A 24227-nucleotide genomic window follows, 5' to 3' on the forward strand; every position below is an offset into this window, starting at 1 on the left:
TTATTTAAAGGTGGAAAAGATTCCCATCCTCTGTACTTTCTTAGTTGCTAAAGAACGGATAAATTTAAATATCAAAAATTTGATACAATTTTTCAACAGCACGTTCGCCATTTTTAGCATCAATAACATAAGAAATACTGATTTCTGATGTCGTTGTTTGATAAAACGGAACGCCTGCATTAATCAAACTTATAAATGCCTTTGAAGCTACGCCGGACATATCTCTCATTCCTGAACCGATTAGAGATATTTTTGCGTATTCATCATTCAATTTATAATCTAAAGCTTTGTAACTTTCTGACAATTTTTCTAAAATACCTTTAATTTGTGTTAAGTCAGTATCTTTAATAGAGAAAGAAAGTTGCAAACCATCTAGATTGACGATTTGAGAAATCATATCAACATTTACTTGTCCTTCTTCTAATTCTGTGAATAATTCGGTCAATAATTGATTATCTGAAAGAGGATAACTAATTGTGACATGCATCATATGTGTATCTAATGCAACGCCGGTTACTGCTTTCTTCTCTAAAATTTCTGTTTGTGACATAATCCATGTTCCTTTCACATTTGATAATGTTCTCCCTAAATATAATGGGATGTTATAGTTATTTGCTAACTCTACACTTCGTGTTTCTAACACTCCTGCACCTAACGCACTCATTTCCATCATTTCTTCATAAGAAACAACACTGAGTCGTTTTGCATCTTTATATATACGTGGATCTGTAGCATAAACACCATCCACATCGGTATATATTTCACAAGGTGTATTGTTGGCAGCTGCTAAAGCAACAGCAGTTGTATCGGATCCTCCGCGTCCTAATGTTGTAATTTCAAACTCATCATTAATACCTTGGAATCCTGCTACTACTAAAACGTCATTTTTCTCAAAAGCTTTATCAAATGTTTCAGGGTTGATTTCAGCAATTCTGCTTTTTAAATGATGTCCTACTGTTTTAATGCCGGCTTGATGACCTGTCATTGCTTTCGCATTTACTCCGATGTCGTTTAAAATCATCGACAGATAAGAAACTGTTTGCTGCTCGCCAGTTGTAAGTAATAAAGCAAGTTCTTGTTGTTTTGGCTCTGCAGTTAATGCAGCTACATTTTCCATGAGTTGGTCAGTTGTTTTCCCCATAGCACTGACAACTACAATTAATTGTTCATCATTCTCTATTCTATTTTTCAGCATTTCAGCAATATTTCTAATTTTCGTAAAATCACTGACCGACGAACCGCCGAACTTTAAAACACTTCTCTTCATTTCTTAAATGTCCTCCTCGAAAATAGGGGAGAATCACATATATAAAAAAGCAAGTTCGGAATGCGAACTTGCTCATAGTTTTATATACAAGTGATGCACTCCATTATTTGGTAATAATGACAGACTTTTAGCTCTTAACCTGAAAGTCCAATAACCATAACTCGCCTTTATGATTACTTCGGCATCTCACCCTTTCTTTGCCGACTGTAAGCAGACAGTTAAAACGACAAATACTTATGATTGATGCGCCTCATCAAAATAGTTATTCAATTAGTATGTCTCACATTATACATAGTTCAATATAAGATGTAAACCAGAAATATAAGATTTTTAGAAATTTACTGAAAAAAACCTCAATTCTGAATCCTATTTACTAAATATGTGTAAATACTACAAAAAGTAGGGCGTATATACAAATCGCATTCATCATTACCTTGCTAAAAACATTATAACCTAAATTAATTTATTAAAACATAGAAAAAAGGTTGGAATTCTATCCCAACCTTTTTAATAAGAATTTATTAGTTTAAAACACCAGTTTCTTTAAGGTATTCTTCATAACTGATTTCTTTAGAAACAGCACCTTTTGGATTAAGATCAATCACACGATTTGCAATTGTATTTATAAATTCAAAGTCGTGAGATGTGAAAATAATTGAACCTTTAAATGATTTCAATCCATCATTCACTGCTGTAATACTTTCTAAGTCCAAGTGGTTAGTAGGTTCATCCATCAAAAGTACATTAGCACTTGATAACATCATTTTACTCAACATACAACGTACTTTTTCGCCCCCTGATAAAACACTTGCTTTCTTCTTAACTTCTTCGCCGCTGAATAGCATACGACCTAAGAAACCGCGTAAGAATGTTTCTGTTTGCTCATCTTCAGGAGCATATTGACGCAACCAATCGACTAACGTCATATCTACGCCATCAAAATAAGCTGAGTTGTCTTTAGGAAAGTATGTTTGTGAAGTCGTTACACCCCATTTAACAGTTCCTTCATCCGGCTCCATTTCACCAGCTAAAATTTTCAATAGTGTTGTTTTAGCAATTTCACTATCACCAACTAAAACAGCTTTATCATTAGGATCCATAGTAAATGAAATGTTATCAAGTACTTTTTCACCATCAATTGTTTTAGATACATTCTCAACGAATAATAAATCATTACCAATTTCACGTTCAGGTGTAAATTTAACAAATGGATAACGGCGTGAAGAAGGTTGAATGTCATCTAATTCAATTTTCTCTAATTGTTTCTTACGGCTTGTTGCTTGTTTAGATTTAGATGCGTTAGCAGAGAAACGTGCAACGAACTCTTGCAATTCTTTAATCTTTTCTTCTTTTTTCTTATTTTGTTCTTGCGCCATTTTTTGAGCTAATTGACTTGATTGATACCAGAAATCATAATTTCCAACATAAACTTGAATTTTACCAAAGTCTAAGTCAGCAATATGTGTACATACATTATTTAAAAAGTGACGGTCATGAGATACTACAATAACTGTGTTTTCAAAATTGATTAAGAAATCTTCTAACCAGCTGATTGCAGGAATATCTAAACCGTTGGTAGGCTCATCCAATAATAAAACATCTGGGTCGCCGAATAAACTTTGCGCTAACAACACTTTGATTTTTTGATTGTTTTCAAGTTCAGACATTTTCTTATCATGCAATTCAGCAGGAATACCTAAACCAGAAAGTAGGGTAGCAGCATCGGCTTCAGCGTTCCAACCGTTCATTTCTGCAAATTCACCTTCAAGCTCAGCAGCTCGAATACCATCCTCATCACTGAAATCTGGTTTCATATAAATTTCATCTTTTTCTTTCATCACTTCAAATAAACGTTCATGACCTTTGATAACAACATCTAGAACACGTTCGTCTTCATAAGCAAAGTGATCTTGTTTTAAAATTGCTAATCTTTCATTTTTCCCCATAGAAACATGACCAGTTTGTGAATCTAACTCGCCTGAAAGTATTTTTAAAAATGTAGATTTACCAGCACCATTAGCACCGATTAAACCATAGCAATTACCTTCTGTAAATTTGATATTTACATCTTCAAATAATTTGCGATCACCGAATCGCAAGCTCACATCAGTAACTTGTAACATGAATTTCCTCCATTAATTGATATTTCTAACGCATGAATTATACCACACATCAGCAATTCTTTCGATGAACGAAGTTTTTGACGTGTTTCTTCATTAAAAAATGGTAAAAAGCAACTCTATGAGTGCTATATGGGCTGTAACTGTAATTCCAACTCACTATCATGTTATAATATTTCTAATACTGTAAGACAAAGGAGTTTATATGGCTATAAGAGATAATGACATTATTGGATCAATAGAATTCCTCAAAGTTGTAGGGTTAAATGGTTCCACTTATGAATTAGAAGGCCCGAATGGCGAAAAAGTGAAGTTAAACCAATCTGAAGTTGACGATGACGATCAATTAGAAATAGGTGAAGAATATAGTTTCTTCATTTATCCAAACCGATCAGGCGAACTTTTCGCAACACAAAACATGCCTGATATTACTACAAGCAAATATGATTATGTAAAAGTATTAAAAACAGACAGAGACGGTGCTAAAGTAGATGCTGGATTACCAAGAGAAGTTTTAATTCCTTGGGAAGATTTACCGAAAGTAAAATCTTTATGGCCGCAAAATGGTGATTATGTCTTAGCAACATTACGTATTGATAGTGAAAAGCAAATGTTTGCACGTTTAGCCACTGAAACAATCGTCAGCCAAATGTTCACTCCAGTACACAATGATGAATTACAAAATAAAATAATTGAATCAAGACCATATCGTGTATTAAAAGTGGGCAGTTTTCTCTTATCTAAAGATGGATACAAAATCTTTGTTCACGAATCAGAACGTAAGGCAGAACCTAGATTAGGAGAACTTGTAGAAGTACGTATCATCGGTCACAATGAAAAGGGTGAATTAAATGGTTCATTCTTACCTTTAGCTCATGAACGTCTTGATGAGGACGGACAAGTTGTTTTTGATTTACTTGTAGAATATGATGGTGAATTACCATTTTGGGATAAATCAAGTCCTGAAGCCATCAAAGAAGTATTTAATATGAGTAAAGGATCATTCAAACGTGCTATCGGCCATCTTTATAAAAAGAAAATCATTGATATCGAGACTGGTAAGATACGTTTAACTAAAAAAGGGGAAGCAATGGCTGCTTCTGAAAATGAATAATTGAATACAATAATTGTTTAACTAGGGTGTTTAGCCCTAGTTTTTTTATTTTCATTTGTAACATAGCTGTAAAAAATACCGCAAAATCAAGTTTTATCCTACTAAATATCACCAATTTTTCTTACTTCTTCATTTTTTTCTAAAATCTTTCAAAAATATATTCGCTAAATTTCCATTGAGTAATTGTGAACTTAATATTAAAGCAATATTAAAACGTTGTTATATCAATGTTTAAAACGCAATTGTTAACATTGTAAAGTTTGTAAATTATTCATCCTCTTTCATTAATCATTTATTTACAATTCCTCTATTTTCAATTAACAATACGCATGTAATATATGGGTTGAAAGTAATTACATACAGCTTGAGCAAACAAAAATCACAAAGCTCAAATGTTTATTTTTAGGAGGATTTCTTACAATGAAAAAGTGGCAAGTATTAGGAACTACAGTAATTGGTGCTTCATTATTATTAGGTGCATGCGGCAGCGGCGGTAACGGCGGAGGAGACAGCAAGGAAAGTGACGCTAAAGGAGAAGTTAAAGGTGACGGTTCTTCAACTGTAGGACCAATTGTCGAAGTTTTAAATGAGAAATTTAATAAAAAATATCCAAACATTACAGTTTCATCTGCAACATCAGGTACTGGTGGCGGATTCGAAAAATTCATCGCTGGTGAATCGGACTTCTCAAATGCATCACGTCCTATCAAACCTGAAGAGAAAAAGAAATTGGATGATAAAAAAGTTAAATTCAGCGACTTCAAAATCGCTCAAGATGGTGTAACAATCGCAGTTAACAAAGACAATGATTTCGTTAAAGAATTAACAATTGATGATTTGAAAAAAATCTACTCTGGACAAGCTAAAACTTGGAAAGATGTTAACCCTAAATACCCAGCAAAACAAATCAAAGCATTCTCACCTGACCAATCTCATGGTACTTACGACTTCTTTGAAGAAGAAGTAATGAACAAAGAAGATATCAAAGCTGAGAAAAATGCAGATACTAACGTAATCGTTCAATCTGTTACTAACAATAAAGAAGGTATTGGTTACTTCGGTTATAACTTCTACGAACAAAATAAAGACAAGTTGAAAGAAGTTAAAATCAAAGGTAAAGACGGTAAAGCAATTGCACCGACTAAGAAAACAATCCAAGACTCTTCATACGCTTTAAGTCGTCCGTTATTCATCTACACTAACGACAAAAAATTAAAAGATAACAAAGCATTCGGTACATTCATGAAATTCGTACTTGAAGACAAAGGTAAATCAGCAGAAAAAGCTGGATATGTAGCACTTCCTAAAAAAGACTATGATGACCAACTTAAAAAGTTAAAAGATTTAACTAAATAATCACAGCAACTCTCAAGTTGAACATCACTTTGCAGTTAGAGGTTTAAACCTCACTCACATATGTACTTATTTCATTGAAAAACAACTCTATATAAACTTATTAATTTTTCCAAGGGAAGGAAGAAGGGAATTATGAAATCTCAAGGATCTATCAGAGAGATGATCGCAAATAACCAGAAGAAGAAAAAAGGGATAAGCGACAAGTTAGTACCTATTATTTTAGCAATTATCGCTATCATTTCTATCTTAACTACAATTGGTATTCTGGTTACACTCTTAACTGAAACTATTACATTCTTTACTCGTGTTTCACTGACTCAGTTCTTATTCACTAAAGAATGGAATCCATTCTCATCAACACCGAAATACGGAATTTGGGCATTAATTTTAGGCACATTAAAAGTCACATTTATCGCAACAATTTTTGCAGTACCTGTTGGTTTGGGCGCAGCAATTTATTTGAGCGAGTATGCTTCAAAACGTATGCGCAGTATCATTAAACCAATCTTAGAAATCTTAGCAGGTATTCCAACTATCGTATTCGGTTTCTTTGCACTAACATTTGTAACACCAATGTTGCGCCACCTTTTCCCAGATTTAGGAAGTTTCAACTCTATCAGTCCAGGATTAGTTGTCGGAGTAATGATTATTCCTTTGATTACAAGTATGAGTGAAGATGCTATGGCATCAGTCCCAAATAAAATCAGAGAAGGTGCACTAGGTTTAGGTGCCACAAAATTCGAAGTGTCATTAAAAGTAGTATTACCTGCAGCAATTTCAGGTATCGTTGCTTCAATTGTACTTGCAATTTCAAGAGCTATTGGTGAAACAATGATCGTATCATTAGCAGCAGGTAGTACACCAGATTCATCATTCAGCTTAACTGGTTCAATTCAAACAATGACTGGTTACATTGTTCAAGTTGCAACTGGTGATGCAACGTTCGGTTCAGATATTTATTACAGTATTTATGCAGTAGGGTTCACACTCTTCCTCTTTACACTTGTAATGAATTTAATTTCACAATGGATTTCAAAACGTTTCAGAGAGGAGTATTAAGATGGCGACTACAGCATCATCAAATCCAAAAGAAACACATGCACTTGTGGATCAAAATAAAGTCGAAAAAAATATTTCTAGCAGAATCACAAAAAACAAAGTTCTTAAATGGGTATTCTTCAGTTGTACATTAATTGGATTACTCGTGTTAGCAACGCTATTAGGAGATACATTAATTAAAGGTATCCCGTATTTAAAACCATCGTTCTTTACAAACTTCTCATCTTCAATGCCGCAAATGGCTGGTATTAAAGGTGCATTAGTCGGAACTTTATGGTTGATGATTACAATTATTCCTATCTCGATTATTTTAGGTGTAGGTACAGCAATTTATTTAGAAGAATATGCTCATGACAATGCATTTACAAGTTTCATCAAAATCAGTATTTCAAATTTAGCTGGTGTTCCATCTGTTGTATTCGGACTTTTAGGTCTTACAATTTTCGTACGTGGTATGGGTATAGAATCTTTATCACTCGGAAAATCAGTATTAGCAGCAGCTTTAACAATGTCGTTACTTATCTTACCGGTTATCATCGTATCAAGCCAAGAAGCTATTCGCGCAGTACCTAAATCAGTACGCGAAGCATCATATGGTCTTGGCGGAAATAAATGGCAAACGATTTATAAAATTGTATTACCTGCAGCTCTACCTGGTATTATGACCGGTTTCATCCTTTCATTATCACGTGCTTTAGGTGAAACAGCACCATTAATTTTAATTGGTATACCAACAATTTTACTTCGTTTACCAAGCAGTATATTCGATCAATTCCAAGCAATGCCGATTCAAATTTACAACTGGGCGAAAATGCCTCAAGAAGCTTTCCAACATGTTGCATCAGCAGGTATCATCGTACTATTGATTTTGTTACTAGCAATGAATGGACTAGCAATTTTCTTAAGAAATAAATTCAGCAAAAAATATTAATCACGTCAATATAAGACTCACGATTACTTTTTCATAAAGGAGTTTTAACAATGGAAACAGTTAAAAATAAAAAAGGACAAGAATCAAACGATCAACCAATCAAAGTTGAAAGACAAACTGAAAAAACACCTCAAGAAAGAAAACAAGAGGATGCAAAAAAGGATGTCGTTTATTCTACTCAAAACTTAGATTTATGGTACGGGGAAAACCATGCATTAAAAAATATCAATTTAGACATTTTAGAAAATAATGTAACAGCGATTATCGGACCATCAGGTTGTGGTAAATCAACTTACATCAAAACTTTAAACAGAATGGTTGAATTAGTGCCATCTGTTAAAACAGCAGGTAAAATCTTATATCGCGGCAATGATATTTTCAGCTCAAAACAATCCGTTGAAAAATTACGTACAAACGTAGGTATGGTTTTCCAACAACCAAACCCATTCCCTAAGTCAATTTATGATAATATCACTTATGGTCCTAAAATCCATGGTATTAAAGATAAAAAAGTCTTAGACCAAATCGTTGAAAAATCACTGCGCGGCGCTGTAATTTGGGATGAGTTGAAAGACAGATTAAATGAAAATGCTTATGGCTTATCTGGTGGTCAGCAACAACGTGTTTGTATCGCAAGATGCTTAGCAATTGAACCAGATGTAATCTTGATGGATGAACCAACATCAGCACTTGACCCGATTTCAACATTAAAAGTTGAGGAATTAGTTCAAGAATTAAAAGAACAATATTCAATCATCATGGTAACTCATAACATGCAACAGGCAGCTCGTGTATCAGACAAAACAGCATTCTTCTTAAATGGTTACGTAAATGAATATGACGACACTGATAAGCTCTTCTCTAATCCTTCAGATAAACAAACTGAAGACTACATTTCAGGACGTTTCGGTTAATGACAGTTATACGCCAACATTATGAAGAGCAATTAAAAGACTTAATCAAAGATTTGCGTAACCTCGGGTTCAAAGTGTATTACAGTATTGAATGTGCAGTAGCTTCACTTAGTAAAGAGGATCGCAACTATGCGCGTCAAGTCATTAAACGTGATTTAGATATTAACCAATTAGAAGATGAAATCAATGAAAAAGTAATTATGCTGATTACGAAACAACAACCTATTGCGACTGACTTAAGAATGATGATTGCAGCTTTAAAAATTGCTTCTGAATTTGAACGGATTGGAGACAATGCAGCAAGCATTGCAAAAATTCGTAAACGAGTTAAAATCACAGACCACTATATTCTGACTCGTTTAAAAACAATGGGCGATTTAGCATTATTGATGTTGAAAGATCTCGATACTGCTTTCAAAAATAAAGACGTTACATTAATTTTAGAAATTATCGAAAGAGATAAAGATATTGATGATTTATACAAAGATATCGTTAATACAACTTATCTGATTGACAACGATCCTTTTGTAGCTGGGCAAGCACATTTAGCGGCCAGACATTTAGAAAGAATCGGCGATCACATTGCGAATATCGCTGAAAATATCTATTACTACATTACAGGAGAAACATACGAATCCTACATTTAAACAGAAAACCGGGATATCACCTTTTATGGCGATATCCCGGTTTTCTGTTTATTTTAGTTATTTATTTTCTTTCTCAATTTCTTTAGTAAGTACTTCCAATTCATCAACTAAAGAGCCAATGTAAGAAATTGTTTCTCTTAATGGTGCATCTGTTGTAATATCTATACCTGCAGTTTTTGCTAAGTCAACAGGGGACATACTGCCGCCAGCTTTTAAGGTATTCAACCAATCTTCAACAGCGGGTTTGCCTTCATTTTTAATACGTTGAGACATTACTGTACCAATTGTTAATCCAGCTGAATACGTATAAGAATACAAGCCCATGTAGTAATGCGGTTGGCGCATCCAAGTTAATTCAGCACCATCTGAAATTTCAACAGCATCACCAAAGAAATCTTGATAAACTTTTCTTGTGATTTCATTCAATGTAGAAGCTGTTAATGATTCTCCTTGATCAACCAAGCGATATACTTCACGTTGATAGGTTGCTTCTAATAAGTGTGTAACCATATTATGATAATAAGTACGTGAAATAATCGAACCGATAACCCAACGCTTAAACTTAGAATCATCACTTGTTTCAAATAAATAATTAGACATCAACATTTCATTCATTGTTGAAGGTGCCTCAACAAAATACATTGATGCTTCAGATTCTAGGAAGTTTTGATGACTTTGTGCAAGATTGAAATGACCAGCATGTCCTAATTCGTGTGCAAGAACAAACGTTTCATTCATTTTTCCTGTCCAAGAAATAAAGACATAACTGTGTGATGCAAATGGACTTGCACAATAAGCACCTGTTTCTTTACCTTTATTCTGAGCAAAATCAATCCATCGATCTTCGTATGCATCTTGTACCATTTGTAAATAGTCATCACCAAGTACTTTTAATGCATTAAAAATATACTGCTTAGAATCTTCAACAGAGATTTCTGGTTCATAAGATGGATCAATCGAAACTTTCAAGTCTTCAAACTTCATTTTTTCAAGACCATGAACTTCCTTCAATAAAGTAGCATAGCGCTGCATAATAGGAGCTAATTCACTCATGATAACATCGATTTGACGATCATACATTTCACGCGTTACTTCTTGTTCTTCCAATAAATAATCAATAACAGAATCATAACCTCTTAAATCCGCTTCAATTTTTTCTTGTTGTACATGTGCATTATATATCGCAGCTGTTGTATTTTGATATTTACGCAATGCATCGCTGAAAAAGCGGAAACTTTTACGTCTGAACTCAGTATTCGGATTATCTTCATATTCATTTTCAAATGTCGCATAATCTAAAGGATATTGTTGTTCATCTACTTCAAATGCTTCAAAATGAATATCCAACATCTTAGTAATACCATACATATCATACGCAGCACTGAACGTTGGAGAAAGTGCTGCTAACGTTTTTTCCACCTCATATGAAAGTTGATGCGGTTTACGCTTTTTCAATTTTTTCAAATAATGCGGATAAGGTGTTTCTGCAATTAACTGATCAAGCTGATCATCAGATAAAGCTAATATTTCAGATTCAACAAAAGCAAGTCTGCTTGCAATCTTTCCATAAGACGTACTTAATTTCGCACTTAATTTTTGTCCAGCTTCATCAGTAGTATCAACACTATAGCGCATCTCTGCAAAATTGCCGAGACGATCAATTTGAATAAGAATTTCACTTAATTCAGGTAAAGCTGCTTTTACATTTTCAACAGTATTAAGTTGTCCAGAGTACTTATCTTTAAATTGCTCTGTAGTTTTTAATACATCATCTAAAGTTTGATAAAATGCTTCATCTGATTCAAATAAATCAGACAAATCCCATTTTTCTTGCTCAGGAATATCTTTTCTTAATGGTAATCCTTGACTCATTTTGCATTCCTCCTGCAATTTAGAATTAAATATAATTAAAGTATACAACAAGCAAACTATGAAAGCATCTCACGCCATTTGCTATATGGTTTTGATTTAATATAGATTAAGGTACAATGAAAAGAAAGAAAATCATTAATTCTCATAATAATGAGAGGAGAAACAATATGACGATATTTGATATGCCTAATTTCTTGTGGATTACAGTAGCTCTAGTACTTATACTTACTGCATTTGGCGGATTAGCACTAGGGAAGTGGGTTGCCCCCGCAATTGCGACATTTATCATATTAGGGGTACTGGCATTCTTTATCCCTAACTTTGTAAAAATTACGTATCAACCATTACTGGGATATGCTGCATTTATGGCAATCATCAGCTTGATTGAAAGCTTTCTAATCTGGTATTTCACAAGAAACTGGAGACGAAAACGATTAGAAAAACGTTTGGCTAAAGCAGAACGTAAAGCGGATGAGCGACATGAGCGTTTACACCGTCACAATCGAAAATAAGACATTAGAAATAGTAGGGGAAAACAACACCTTACTATTTTTTATTTGCAAAGTGTAAGTATACTCTCAACAAATTATAATTTATTGTTTTCTTTCAAAAAATATTGATTAGTATTATAATATTAAAGCATAGTGTTATGAAGATAAGAAAGGATGATTCAATTGAAAAAAATCATTTGCTCCACGGCAGCAAGGGCTTTAATTCTTGCCGGCTGCAGTAATAGTGGGGGAAATCATAATCAAGCCAACAATCTGAACATAGAACTTCCATTAAAAACAAATACATTAGCACCTTATGATACAGATGTACCCGTTTCTATCGGAGCAGCTGAAACACTTTTTAAAACCTCATCTGATGGAAAAATAAAACCATATCTCGTCAAATCCTATGAGCAACCTTCTGACGATACTTTAAAACTCACACTCAAAAATAATATCAAATTCCAAAATGGACATAAATTAACAGGTCAAGCTGTAAAAGATAGTTTAGAAAAAGGTTTAAAAGAGAGCGATTTGCTGAAAGCAACCTTACCAATTCAATCTATTCAATCTTCAGGACAAGAAGTAACTATTAAAACAAAAGGGGCTTTCCCGGAATTAGTATCAGAATTAGCAAGTCCTTTTACTGCAATATATGATACAAAAGCTAAATCAGATATGAAAAAGACACCTGTAGGGACGGGACCTTATGCTATTAAAGATTTTAAACGTTCGCAAAAAATCGATTTAAGTCAAAACAAAGACTACTGGCAAGGCAAACCAAAATTAGAACATCTGGCAGTTACATTTAATGAAGATGGCAGTTCGCGTACAGACCATGTTCTATCCGGAAAAACAGATATTACAACAAATGTACCTGTTGATAAAATTAAATCAGTTAAATCATCTAAAAATGCTGAATTAAAAGCAACATCCGGATTCAGAACTTCATTACTTCTTTATAATCATACAAGTCCAAAAATGACTAAAGAAGTGAGAGAAGCGCTAGATAATGTAATTAATCGTGAACAAATCACTTCTAAAATTGCTGATAATTACGCAAAACCAGCTACGGGTCCATTCAATACAAAATTAGACTTTATTCAAGACAAAAAGGTACATAAACAAAACTTGAAAGAAGCAAAATCTTTAATGGAAAAAGCGGGCTATTCTAAAAAACATCCGCTTACTATAAATGTCTCTTCATATTCTGGCCGACCTGAGTTAACAAAAATTGCGCAAGTTATTCAATCAGATGCCAAAAAAGCAAATATCAATATTAAAATACAAAACGTTGATGATATCGAAGGATTCTTGAAAAATAAAAAAGACTGGGAGGCTTCAATGTATAGCTTTGGTACCATTCCGCGCGGGAGATACAGGCTACTTCTTCAATATGGCTTATAAAAAAGATGGTGCTGTTAACAAAGGAGATTATCATAATAAGAAGGTAGATCAACTTATTAATGAATTGAACCACACTATTGATAAAAATAAACGTCACGCGCTTACAAATGAAATTTTAGAAGTATCTAAGAAAGATATACCGAATAGTTACATTACGTACAACGATCAAATTGATGCCATCAATAAAGATGTTAAAAACTTCAAAGTTACACCTGAAGGCATTTACTTGATTGATTACAAGGTAGATAAAGAAAAATGATAATTAAACAAATACTTTCTAGATTAGGGCAAATGATCATTGTATTATTTGTCCTTTCTACCATTACTTTTATCCTGATGAAACTTTCACCTGGAGATCCCGTGAATAAACTACTTCATATCGATGTTGCTAATGTTTCTCAAGATAAAATCGATGCCGTCAGGGATAAATTAGGATTGAATCAACCTGTATTGATTCAATGGTGGGAATGGTTTACACGTATTCTGCATTTAGATTTTGGTACAAGTATTCAAACAGGAGAACCTGTTATGTCTGAATTGCTTTACTTTACACCGCCAACTTTAATCATCGCAGGGTTTACGTTAATACTTACATTATTAATTTCTGTTAGTTTAGGCACAATAGCTGCTGTTTATTATCACACTTGGTTAGATCGTCTGATTAGAATACTAACGTCAGCTTTTGTAAGTATCCCTTCATTTTTCTTAGGTATTATTTTAATCTATCTCTTTTCTCAAAAAATGCAGTTGCTGCCTTCTTCAGGCATTGATTCAGCTGCTGGTTATATTATGCCTGTCATTGCTTTAAGTATTGGATTATGTGCATATCATGTCCGCTTAATGCGTTCAACTTTGATTGATTTATATCAAAGTAAAGAAGTTGCTGCTTCTAGAGCACGAGGCATGTCAGAGCGTTATATCCTTTTTGCAGATATTTTCAAGCCCGCTTTAATACCTGTTATATCTATATTAGGAATGTCAGTGGGTGGATTAATCGGCAGTACTGTCGTCATTGAAAATTTATTTGATATACCTGGTATCTGTTATTTCTTAGTAGAAAGCATCCGTTCTAGAGATTATCCTGTTGTACAAGGTGCCGTTTTGATGATCGGCTGCTTTGTTGTTGTTTCTAATGCAATCGCTGATATTATAGTGCTCTTTTTAGATCCAAAACAACGTTATACTCATCTGAAAAAGAAAGCACGATTACGTAATTCTCGTAAAGGGCAGGTGAAGCAACGATGAAATTCAAGTGGAAAAACTTTATTTTCTATTTATTTATCATTTATATACTGCTCTTAATCATTTTGCAATTCACTACATCTACCGACAAAGCGCTCACTGTTCATTTAGGTGATACATTGCAAAATCCGAGTCTTCACCATTGGTTAGGTACAGATGATTACGGAAGGGATTTATATGCGCGTATTATCGTAGGCGCACGATATACTTTAGCCATTGCCATTATGACACTCTTGATGATTGTGATCATTGGTGTGCCATTAGGACTTATTGCAGGGTATAAAAAAGGTATCATTGATACAATTATTATGCGTGTCATTGATATCGGTCTTGGTATTCCAGAGTTTGTACTGATGATTGCCTTCGCCAGTTTCTTCAAACCAAGTATTTGGAATTTAGTGATTGCAATCACCATACTTAATTGGATGACTTATACAAGAGTAACGCGTGCTATTGTAAATACTGAAATGAGTAAACATTACATTCAACTCGCACGTTTATTTCACACTCCAACACGTGTTATTATTTTCAAACATCTTTTACCGCAAGTCATTCCATCATTAATCGTGTTAATGATTGTAGATGTCGGTAAAATTATATTATATATTTCGTCTCTATCTTTCTTAGGATTAGGCGCACAACCGCCATCTCCAGAATGGGGTGCGATGCTTTCAGCAGGCAGAGATTTCCTTACACAACACCCGATTATGCTCACTGCGCCTGCCTTCATGATTGCATTAACAATATTATTATTCAATTTAGCCGGTGATGCATTACGTGACAGATTATCTGAAAAGAGGGATTTATATGACTGAATATCTCTTGCAGTTGCATAATTTAAACATTACAGATAGAGATGGAGAGTTTCTTATCAAAGGTTTAAATATAGATATCCTAAAAAATAAAGTCAATGTATTGATTGGTGAAAGTGGATCAGGCAAAAGTTTAACTGTTGGTGCACTCGTACAGCAATATCCAACCGATTTGACTGTGTCGTTCGACAGTTATTTATACCAAGGACAGCCGGTACAAAATGTAAGGCATTTACTAGGCAGCAAAATCGGCTATATTTCTCAAAATTATGCTAGCAGCTTTAACGATCACACTAAATTAAAAAAACAATTAATAGCGATATATCGTACACATCGTGATACATCCAAAGAAGAAGCACTCAAACAAATCAAAAGGGCGCTCGGATGGGTCAATTTAGACAGTGAAGAAATATTAGGAAAATACCGTTTTATGTTGTCAGGAGGACAATTAGAAAGAGTGTATATCGCAAGTGTTTTAATGTTAGAGCCTGAATTAGTGATTGCAGATGAACCTGTAGCTGCTTTGGATGTGATTAATGGCAATCGTATTATGGAACTGTTACAACATATCGCTAAAGAACACAACACAACGCTGCTTCTTATTACACATAACCTTTCACATGTCTTAAAATATGCTGATAACATTCACGTTATTAATGATGGTAAAATCATAGAACATGGGTCTTTAGATTACTTTAATAGCGCATCAATAAATCCATATACCAAAAAATTGTTTAACGCCCGCAGTCAATTGATCAGAAAGGAAGATAATGATGCTTAAACTTAAAAATGTAGCATTTTCTTATCCTGACCAAGAAGTATTAACGCATATTAACCTCACTGTACCGGCGGGGGAGTTAATCGGGGTTATAGGGGAGAGTGGTTCTGGAAAAAGTACGCTGATGGATTTAATTTTAGGCGAATTACAACCTGATCAAGGTGTGATTGAAAGCTCTACTAATCGGATTCTGCCTATTTTCCAACAAGCAACTCAAAGTTTTAATCCTAGACAACAGCTAAGAACAGCCATTGAAGAACCATTGAAATACTACGCAAATGCTGAAAATGCTTTTGATCAAATTGTATTACCGCTTATGAAAAAGTTGAATTTAGATACATTATTACTAAACAGATATCCAGATCAAATCAGCGGCGGCCAGTTACAGCGTTTTAATGTGTTGAGAACAGTAATGTTGCAACCAGACATCTTGATTTGTGATGAAATAACAGCGAGTTTAGATGTAAATGCTGAACGTAAATTAATCGATATACTAAAAGACATTCATAAAGAACAGCAATCTACGATGATTATCATTTCGCATGATATTGCAGTACTTAATCAAATTGTTGATCGTATGATTGTGTTAAATAATGGTACAATTGTGGATGATTTCAAAACAAAAGATATATTTAGTGCAGAACGTGATGATTATACCAAAGCCTTAATAGATGTTTATCAAGAATAATACTGCAAACACACCGGATATATGAGAATCTGGTGTGTTTTTAATAGTGTATTTTAGATTATGTAAACTAAATGAAGTTTTAAGACACATACACTTATAGCATCTATATCATTAACTGAGTTATTCATATAACTTTATATACGTACCTTATACATGTCGTTTTATAACTGATTTACATATATCGTTATATACCATTATAGTTGCGATTCCATATCGATATAGTCGAAACGTAAACCTCATGGCTATGTAATTACAAACACATGAGTAACAAGAAATAGAGTTCGCTAATATGTAGTTAAATAAAAGCTGAACAACAATACAAAATAAGACATACACATATAAATAGGGATATGCAAAGCACTCTCTCTCGTTCTATATATAACTTCCTATAATATATATTATGTAAACTAAAATAAGGAAAAGAAAAATAATTGCTCCATATCTCTATCTTTCTGTTGTTTTTACTAATACAATCTATCTTTCTGTTGTTTTTACTAATACAATCTATATTTCATTTTTAGCGCTGATTTTTATGTTGATACTTATGATTTAACTTCAACACGCACAGTTACTTACAAATTAAGTTCTCGAAGCTTCTTTTAAAATTTCATCAACAGCTCAGCTTGTTTTCATTAATAACTTGTTAGATCTATGGCTTTAAATGAAGTTCCATAACATACTTACTGAAATTCATTTTTGTGTCTCATCATGCAATTCTAATTGTAACCGTCAACGTACAAATATCCATCTCAAGTATTTCTCAATGCAACTCAGGCGTTCTCTCAGCATCCTAAATCATACCAAAATTTTGATACATAACTGTTTACATTGTATTTATACTGTATCTATATATCTATAACAATGAATTGCTGTGATTTGATTTAATACATCAATCAATATGTTATATGGACTCAGATACCAATATTACACACAATTGAACGTTTTATTGTCAAAAGCTTGTTTTGAAGGCCCGGTTTTCTAATTGCAATAGATGCAATACCGTCAATATTGCTGCAATATAGTTGAACACACGCAATAATCAATGTTACTAAATCCTAAACCACAGTTTGAAAAGAAAAAAATTATATCTACTATAGTTTACATAACATAGATATAGTTATATTTATTCCTTTATTAAATGTTGTTATTTGCAACTTTTAATTTGCACTTTAAAGCAATGTTATGTTTTTATTTATGATCAACAGCAAGACTCAGTACTGCTAGTTTGAACATATTTATCATCATTCTATAGTTTAGCTTTCTATCAAATCTATCAACAAAAAGTATTCTTTATTCACTAAAAAGACACATTTTTCACGTTTTTTTACTTTATTTTTACATACTAATTCATTTAAAGGGTATTCCTTGAATATAAACTTTTATAAAGAGGTGTTTATATTTATGTCAACAAAAAACATAAGATGGTCAAGTATCATTATTGGGATCTTATTTGTTATTGTAGCTATTTTAGCTGTTAGTTTCCCAATTCAAAACATTGTTGCGATTACTTGGCTTATTGGTATTTTCTTTATTGCTAATGGTATTATGGAAATCTTTTTCAGAAGATTAACAAAAGCATTTGTTGGAATATCAGGTGGTTGGACAATTCTATTAGGTATTCTTAACGTTATTTTCGGTCTCTTACTTATCATTTTCCCAAGTGCTGGATCAACATTTATCGTTTATGTATTTGCATTCTGGTTTATTTTCAGTTCTGTACTCGGTATTTTTGTAGTTACACCTGAAGAACGCACAAGCAAATGGTACCATTTCTTCTCAGTATTAATTAACATTATTGGTGTTATCGCTGGTATCATTTTATTATTCAATCCATTATTAGGTGCTTTAGCGGTTTCATTCTTCGTAGGTGTAATGTTCTTACTTATCGGTATAAACTATATCTTTGATGCATTTGCACATTAATCTTAATAATAGAGAAAAGATGCTTTCAGGGGTAAATCTCCCTTAAAAGCATCTTTTTTTCATTCTCTCTTCCCTACTTTGATTCGCAGGTATTGCAATGTTGTATGATTACTTTCATCCGACATTGCTTTATCTTCTTTAATTTCAGAAGTTTGAGTTACTTTTTAATTTTCTTTCTCACTTTGTCTAATGTTGTGAAAATCCAATATTTCACTTTTTGGATTGGTTTATAGAAATCCCCAATCAACTCTTCTATTTGTACATTAAATCCTCGTTTAAATCGATAAACACCATAGTCTTCACTGTTTTCAGTGAAATCACCTGATAAGCCATAAAAGTTATAGCGCTCATAACCATGTTCGAAACAATAGTTAATCATATACCAATGCATCATATAAGGACCCATATATTGATTATATTTTTCAGAAGAACCCCCTGAGAAATAGTTAACTTCATATGCATTGGTAAAGTAAACACCTGCTGCTAAATCAAGTATAGCACCATCAGTTTGGCGTAATTCGCTTGCTTTAAGCATTTCTTTTTGGTCATGATCAATTTGTTTATCAAGTTCAGCTATTTTCTTCAATTGTTTATCTGATTTATTTTCTTTTGACATCATTTGGTCGCGTCGGCTTTCTTTGTCATTAAGCCCTTCTTGCAATGTTTTGATGTATTCGTCTAAATCAATATAAGCTAAAGGTACTAAAACTTTATCTCCGTAATGTTCAATAAAGTTTTTGAAATAGTCATCTGTTTTTGATACAAATCCTGCACGTTCTTCTGTTTCACGATACAATTTGAAGAAACGATCTAACTCGTCTGGACCAAGGAATTTCACTTTAATTCCATGATTAATGGCTTTATTGATATTACGTTTACGTTGGCTATCAAATTTCTTTTTAATAGATGCAGGTGTTTGATCTTTTAAGTCCAATACACCCATCCAACGTACTTGGCTTGATGTATCATACTGTGTTGTAAAACCATGGTGTTGATAACCATGCGCTTTAAATAAGTTTACAATCGCATCATTTTGTTGTCGGCTTGGGAAAGGATTAACATCTTTGTCATAGATTTGATAAATCCAATACGGATCCATCTTCACATATAGGCATTGGTGTTGGCGCAAGTATTTTTCTAACTCACGCAAATAAAATTCTACTAAACCTAAATCACTATAATCCATGACTGGTCCACGATTTGAATAATAAACATAACTTCCCATAGTCGGAATTTTAGAGAATAAACTTGCTGCGATTACTTGGTTGTCATCATCCTTAATCCCTAATAACACCACTTCAAAACCGTCAGCTTCACGCGTCCCTATGTTCTCTTTAGTTTGGAAATAGTGGCTTTCGAGTGATGGATTTTGAACAAAATTGTCGTATTCTTTAACTGTCAACTCTGTAAATTTCATTGATTTATTTCCCTTCTACCTTATGTTTATCTATCTTTGATTTTTTTCAAAGTCGTATAGAGTTTATACATTGGTTTATTGATAGGCGCAATAAAGTCTCCAACATACTCAATCACATCTGCGTTAAAACCTTTTTTGAATTTAACTACACCAGCATCTTCAGCATCTTCTGTGAAGTGTCCGCTGATTCCATAGAAGTTATAACGATCAATACCATGTTGAATTGCATAATTGATCATTTCCCATTGTACAGCGTAACTGCCTGCAAAATGACGGAACTCATTGGCTGTACCGCCAGCATAATATACAACTTCAAATGGATTAATAATAAAGAATCCTGCAGAAATCGGTAGCTCATTACCGTGTTTTTGCTGCAATTCTCTAGCTTCTTCAACTTTTTGATGATGTGCTTCTAATTGTTTTTCTAGATTTTCTTTCTTTTTCGCTGCTTTTTGATTATCTGGATTTTTATTAAGATCTTTAACGGCTTTGTTAATTTCTTTCTCTAAATTATTTTGCTCAGTTCCCAATTCTTTCAAGTATTCATCGAAGTCAATGTATGCCATCGGTACAAGCACACGATCTTTATAATGTTTTAGTCTGTGGTAATAAAAAGCATCTTCACGGTCATCAAAGTCTTTAGCTTCTGCCGTATCTTCCATGAAGCCGCGGAAAATATCCATATCTTCTTCGCCTAAGAAGCGGATTTTAACACCATTACGTTTTACTTTTTTCGTATTACGTTTACGCAGACTATCCATACCCTTCAATACATCTTGCGGTGATTTATCTTTTAAGTCTAATACTGAGTGGAAACGAATTTGAATAATCGGGTCAAATCCTGTAGTAAAACCTTGATGATGATAGCCTAATTCTTCCATTTTATCAAAGATCCAATCATTGCCTGCATTACCAGTAATTTCACCGTCATGATTGCGGTATTGGTATGGCAAATATGGATCGACACGCATATATAATGCATTGTATTGCTTAACATAAGCTTTTAATTCTCTAAAGAAATAGTGAACAAGTTCTTTGTTTTCATAATCGATTACAGGTCCTCTATTTGAATAGAAATATTTAAAGAATTTCATCACTGGTACAGCTGTGAGTAAGCAAGCTGCAATAACATTGTCATCGTTATCTTTCACACCTACAAGATGTGTTTCAGTTCCTTCAGCAACTTTCAACTCATAATTGCCAACCATTTGTGTAAAATGACTGTATGGCATTTGATCTGTAAATGCTCCGAATTCAGCTGTAGTTAAATTGGTAAACTTCATATTTTAATAACTCCTAATTCGTATTCTCTATTTTATTTATCATTTGCAACTATTAAATTCAATCTTAACCATTATACAATACCCGTATAAAAAACTAAAATTGAAACCATTCAAAGTAAGGAATGAATTTTTATGTATTAGGTGCAATACTACAACATTAATTTTTCGTCATTGTTAGTGTCAGATTAATATTTCATATTTTCCCTGTTCTTCTATCATAACATGCAGCTAGGGTATGTTGCTTATGATAACACCTAAAAAAGAGGCTGGAATATCACTTTTCCAACCTCTTGTTTTATATATATTATGAGTTTGCTGCTGCTTTTGTTTCATCCAATGCACGACGAATACTTTGCAAGTATTGTCTGATTGACGTTTCGCTATCATTGGCAAAACGTTTTACAATTTCACTACCGATGACGATGCCATCTGTAAATTCAGATAGTGTCGATACTTGTTCTGGATTTCTGATTCCGAATCCAGCTACGACAGGAACATCTGCATTTTTTTGAATGTACTCAATTTTACTTTGCAGTTCTGGGTGGAACTGGCCATTTTCTCCAGTTGTTGCATTCATTGTAACTGTGTAAATGAAACCATCAGCATGTTGTGCAATCTTTTGAATACGGTCATCAGAAGCGGTCATTGCAATCAATGAAATGATTTTGACACTGCTGTCTTTAAAACGTTCTTTCAACTGCTCTCCTAATTCAAATGGTAAATCAGGAATAATTAAACCATACACGCCAGCTGCTTCACAATCTTTGATGAATTGTTCTTCACCATAGTGCAAGATAATATTGTAATATGTCATTAATACATATTTTGTATCCTTCAATTCATCTTTATGTGCTTTCAACTCTTGTAAAATTTTGCGTGCATTCATACCTTCTTCAATCGCTTTATTGCCTGCTTCCATAATCGTTGGTCCGTCAGCAACTGGATCAGAGAATGGCAAACCAATTTCTACAATGTCTGCACCTTCATCACTTAGTACTTTTAAATTAGAAATAAAATCTTTATTGCCCATGATATAAGGAATGAATAATTTACTCATTATCAGCACCTCTTTCTTTCATATATTTTCTGATAGTATCCATATCTTTATCTCCGCGTCCAGAAACTGTTACAACAATAATTTCATCTTTATCCATTGTTGGTGCTAATTTTTCTACATAACTTAACGCATGCGCACTTTCAATAGCTGGAATAATACCTTCTGCTTTAGTGAAGCGTACTAATGCTTCCATCGCTTCATCATCTGAAGCACTTGGATATTCAGCACGACCGATATCACTATAATAGCTGTGTTCAGGTCCGATACCAGGGTAATCTAATCCTGCAGAAATAGAATGTGCAAGACCAATTTGTCCTTCTTCGTTTTGTAAAAGATACATTTTAGTACCATGCAATACACCTACAGAACCTTTACCGATTGCAAGTGCATGCTTGTCTGTATCTTCACCGTCACCTGCTGCTTCCACGCCATATAATTTCACACTTTCATCTTCAACAAATGGATAGAATGTACCGATTGAATTAGAACCGCCGCCTACACATGCTACCACTGCATCCGGCAAACGCCCTTCTTTTTCTTGTAATTGTTCTTTAATTTCACTGCCGATGACACTTTGGAAATCACGCACCATAGTTGGGAATGGATCTGGTCCCAGTGCTGATCCTAATAAATAGTGAGTGTCTTCAACATGACTGACCCAATATTGCAGTGCCTTGTTTACAGCATCTGATAATGTACCTTGACCATCAGTGACTGAAACTACTTTTGCGCCTAATAATTCCATTCTGAAAACATTCAATGCTTGGCGTTGAATATCTTCTTCTCCCATAAATACAACAAGCTCCATATCAAATAATGCAGCTACTGTTGCACTTGCAACACCATGTTGTCCTGCGCCTGTTTCAGCAACTAATTTCTTTTTGCCCATTCGTTTAGCAAGCAACGCTTGGCCTAATGCATTGTTGATTTTGTGTGCACCTGTGTGGTTCAAGTCTTCACGTTTCAAATAAATTTTTGCACCGCCAAGTTGTTTTGTATATGAATCAGCATAAGTAAGCGGAGTAGCACGTCCTACATAGTCTTTTAAGTAACCTGCTAATTCTTCTTGGAATGCTGGATCATCTTTAGCTTCTTCATATGCTTGTCTTAATTCTTGAATAGCTGGCATTAATGTTTCTGGAACATAACGTCCACCGTATTCTCCGAAAAATCCTAGTTCATCTACTTCTGTTTGAATGGGTTGTTTTGTGTCTTTAGTCATATTTGTTTCTCTCCTTTTATATACTCTGAGATTTCTTTCATTTTCATTGGGTCTTTAGATCCATTTGTTTCGATTCCGCTTGCAATGTCATAACCTGCAGCATTTAAATGCAATGCTTCAAACTGTTGGATTTTCTCCTTTGTCATTCCGCCTGCGACTAAATATGGAACATCTTGGATTTCTTCTAAAACTTGCCAATCAAATGATTGTCCCGTACCGCCGTAGTGAATAGAGGGCGTATCAATAATAAATAAATCTGCTTCTTCTTTATATTGCTGTATACGCTTAGACAATGTATCATCAGCAGGCAATGCTTTGATGATTTTGACATCAGGATATTTGTTTTTGCACCATCGCAGCATCTCCCTATCTTCATCTCCATGAAACTGGATAGCATTAATATTTGTCCTGCTTAGCAACTGATTTATAATATCGTCAGTTGGATTTACGACAACTGCCACTCTATAAATAGTATCTGGAACTAAATTACTAAGTATCTCGATTTCATCGATAGATTGATGCCGTTTACTTTTAGGATAATGAATAAATCCAATGGCATCGATATGTTGTTCAACTGCATATTTAATATCATCTTGTGTTTGAAAGCCGCAATATTTTAAGAACATC

20 protein-coding genes, 1 pseudogene and 1 riboswitch are annotated in these 24227 nt (G+C 33.8%); of the genes and pseudogenes, 13 read left to right on the forward strand and 8 right to left on the reverse strand.

Going from position 1 to position 24227, the window contains the following annotated elements:
* Positions 1-64: 64 nt before the first annotated feature.
* Both DYE31_RS07310 and DYE31_RS07315 read right to left on the reverse strand, forming a co-directional pair.
* Positions 65-1267 carry an aspartate kinase gene (locus DYE31_RS07310; RefSeq protein WP_015900286.1) on the reverse strand — a complete coding sequence of 401 codons (1203 nt, stop codon included), beginning with the start codon at positions 1265-1267 and terminating at the stop codon, positions 65-67.
* A gap of 85 nt (positions 1268-1352) precedes the next feature.
* Positions 1353-1529: riboswitch (Lysine riboswitch) on the reverse strand.
* Between the two features lie 259 nt (positions 1530-1788).
* On the reverse strand, positions 1789-3390 hold the full coding sequence (locus DYE31_RS07315; protein ID WP_015900285.1) for an ABC-F family ATP-binding cassette domain-containing protein: 1602 nt from the start codon (positions 3388-3390) through the stop codon (positions 1789-1791).
* A 202-nt stretch (positions 3391-3592) separates the two neighbouring features.
* Between DYE31_RS07315 and cvfB the strand changes: the two genes are divergently transcribed.
* The 6 genes from cvfB to phoU all read left to right on the forward strand — a co-directional run bounded on the left by cvfB (position 3593) and on the right by phoU (position 9408).
* Positions 3593-4501 carry an RNA-binding virulence regulatory protein CvfB gene (gene cvfB, locus DYE31_RS07320; RefSeq protein ID WP_015900284.1) on the forward strand — a complete coding sequence of 303 codons (909 nt, stop codon included), beginning with the start codon at positions 3593-3595 and terminating at the stop codon, positions 4499-4501.
* Between the two features lie 420 nt (positions 4502-4921).
* The gene (locus tag DYE31_RS07325; RefSeq protein ID WP_015900283.1) at positions 4922-5857 is read left to right on the forward strand and encodes a PstS family phosphate ABC transporter substrate-binding protein; all 936 of its coding nucleotides are present in this window, start codon (positions 4922-4924) and stop codon (positions 5855-5857) included.
* Positions 5858-6016: 159 nt separating this feature from the next.
* Positions 6017-6916: a phosphate ABC transporter permease subunit PstC gene (gene pstC, locus DYE31_RS07330; RefSeq protein ID WP_253724520.1), complete on the forward strand. Its 900-nt coding sequence runs from the start codon at positions 6017-6019 to the stop codon at positions 6914-6916.
* Position 6917: 1 nt separating this feature from the next.
* A complete protein-coding gene (gene pstA, locus DYE31_RS07335; protein WP_015900281.1) occupies positions 6918-7847 on the forward strand; it encodes a phosphate ABC transporter permease PstA in 930 nt (309 codons plus the stop codon).
* Positions 7848-7897: 50 nt separating this feature from the next.
* Positions 7898-8761 carry a phosphate ABC transporter ATP-binding protein PstB gene (pstB, locus tag DYE31_RS07340; RefSeq protein ID WP_015900280.1) on the forward strand — a complete coding sequence of 288 codons (864 nt, stop codon included), beginning with the start codon at positions 7898-7900 and terminating at the stop codon, positions 8759-8761.
* Positions 8761-9408 carry a phosphate signaling complex protein PhoU gene (gene phoU, locus DYE31_RS07345; protein WP_015900279.1) on the forward strand — a complete coding sequence of 216 codons (648 nt, stop codon included), beginning with the start codon at positions 8761-8763 and terminating at the stop codon, positions 9406-9408. Before pstB ends, phoU begins: the two co-directional genes overlap by 1 nt.
* 57 nt (positions 9409-9465) lie before the next feature.
* Here the strand turns inward: phoU and pepF are convergent, their stop codons facing one another.
* Positions 9466-11280, reverse strand: a complete 1815-nt coding sequence (gene pepF, locus DYE31_RS07350) for an oligoendopeptidase F (protein WP_015900278.1) — start codon at positions 11278-11280, stop codon at positions 9466-9468.
* Positions 11281-11447: 167 nt separating this feature from the next.
* Between pepF and DYE31_RS07355 the strand changes: the two genes are divergently transcribed.
* The 7 genes and pseudogenes from DYE31_RS07355 to DYE31_RS07385 all read left to right on the forward strand — a co-directional run bounded on the left by DYE31_RS07355 (position 11448) and on the right by DYE31_RS07385 (position 18621).
* Positions 11448-11792 (forward strand): hypothetical protein, encoded by a 345-nt coding sequence (locus DYE31_RS07355; protein WP_015900277.1) that lies wholly within the window; start codon positions 11448-11450, stop codon positions 11790-11792.
* Positions 11793-11954: 162 nt separating this feature from the next.
* Positions 11955-13437, forward strand: a pseudogene (gene nikA, locus DYE31_RS07360) (nickel ABC transporter substrate-binding protein).
* Positions 13437-14423, forward strand: a complete 987-nt coding sequence (gene nikB / locus DYE31_RS07365; RefSeq protein WP_174221507.1) for a nickel ABC transporter permease — start codon at positions 13437-13439, stop codon at positions 14421-14423. Before nikA ends, nikB begins: the two are co-directional and overlap by 1 nt.
* Positions 14420-15235: a nickel transporter permease gene (nikC, locus tag DYE31_RS07370; RefSeq protein WP_015900273.1), complete on the forward strand. Its 816-nt coding sequence runs from the start codon at positions 14420-14422 to the stop codon at positions 15233-15235. Before nikB ends, nikC begins: the two co-directional genes overlap by 4 nt.
* Complete coding sequence (locus DYE31_RS07375) at positions 15228-16013, forward strand: ATP-binding cassette domain-containing protein (protein ID WP_015900272.1); 786 nt, start codon at positions 15228-15230, stop codon at positions 16011-16013. Before nikC ends, DYE31_RS07375 begins: the two co-directional genes overlap by 8 nt.
* Positions 16006-16698 carry an ABC transporter ATP-binding protein gene (locus DYE31_RS07380; protein WP_015900271.1) on the forward strand — a complete coding sequence of 231 codons (693 nt, stop codon included), beginning with the start codon at positions 16006-16008 and terminating at the stop codon, positions 16696-16698. Before DYE31_RS07375 ends, DYE31_RS07380 begins: the two co-directional genes overlap by 8 nt.
* Before the next feature lie 1401 nt (positions 16699-18099).
* The gene (locus DYE31_RS07385; protein WP_015900270.1) at positions 18100-18621 is read left to right on the forward strand and encodes an HdeD family acid-resistance protein; all 522 of its coding nucleotides are present in this window, start codon (positions 18100-18102) and stop codon (positions 18619-18621) included.
* A 157-nt stretch (positions 18622-18778) separates the two neighbouring features.
* On the opposite strand, the gene DYE31_RS07390 is transcribed toward DYE31_RS07385, so the two are convergent.
* From DYE31_RS07390 to DYE31_RS07410, 5 genes are all read right to left on the reverse strand, one after another.
* Complete coding sequence (locus tag DYE31_RS07390) at positions 18779-20038, reverse strand: aminoacyltransferase (protein WP_046099358.1); 1260 nt, start codon at positions 20036-20038, stop codon at positions 18779-18781.
* Positions 20039-20064: 26 nt separating this feature from the next.
* Positions 20065-21321: an aminoacyltransferase gene (locus DYE31_RS07395; protein ID WP_015900268.1), complete on the reverse strand. Its 1257-nt coding sequence runs from the start codon at positions 21319-21321 to the stop codon at positions 20065-20067.
* Positions 21322-21625: 304 nt separating this feature from the next.
* Positions 21626-22378, reverse strand: a complete 753-nt coding sequence (gene trpA / locus DYE31_RS07400) for a tryptophan synthase subunit alpha (protein ID WP_015900267.1) — start codon at positions 22376-22378, stop codon at positions 21626-21628.
* Positions 22371-23600, reverse strand: coding sequence for a tryptophan synthase subunit beta (gene trpB, locus DYE31_RS07405; protein WP_015900266.1), 1230 nt, complete (start codon positions 23598-23600; stop codon positions 22371-22373). Before trpB ends, trpA begins: the two co-directional genes overlap by 8 nt.
* Positions 23597-24226: a phosphoribosylanthranilate isomerase gene (locus DYE31_RS07410; RefSeq protein WP_015900265.1), complete on the reverse strand. Its 630-nt coding sequence runs from the start codon at positions 24224-24226 to the stop codon at positions 23597-23599. The genes trpB and DYE31_RS07410 overlap by 4 nt, the downstream gene beginning before the upstream one ends.
* Position 24227: the final 1 nt, after the last annotated feature.

The sequence above is a fragment of the Staphylococcus carnosus genome, from assembly GCF_900458435.1.
Lineage (GTDB): Bacteria > Bacillota > Bacilli > Staphylococcales > Staphylococcaceae > Staphylococcus > Staphylococcus carnosus.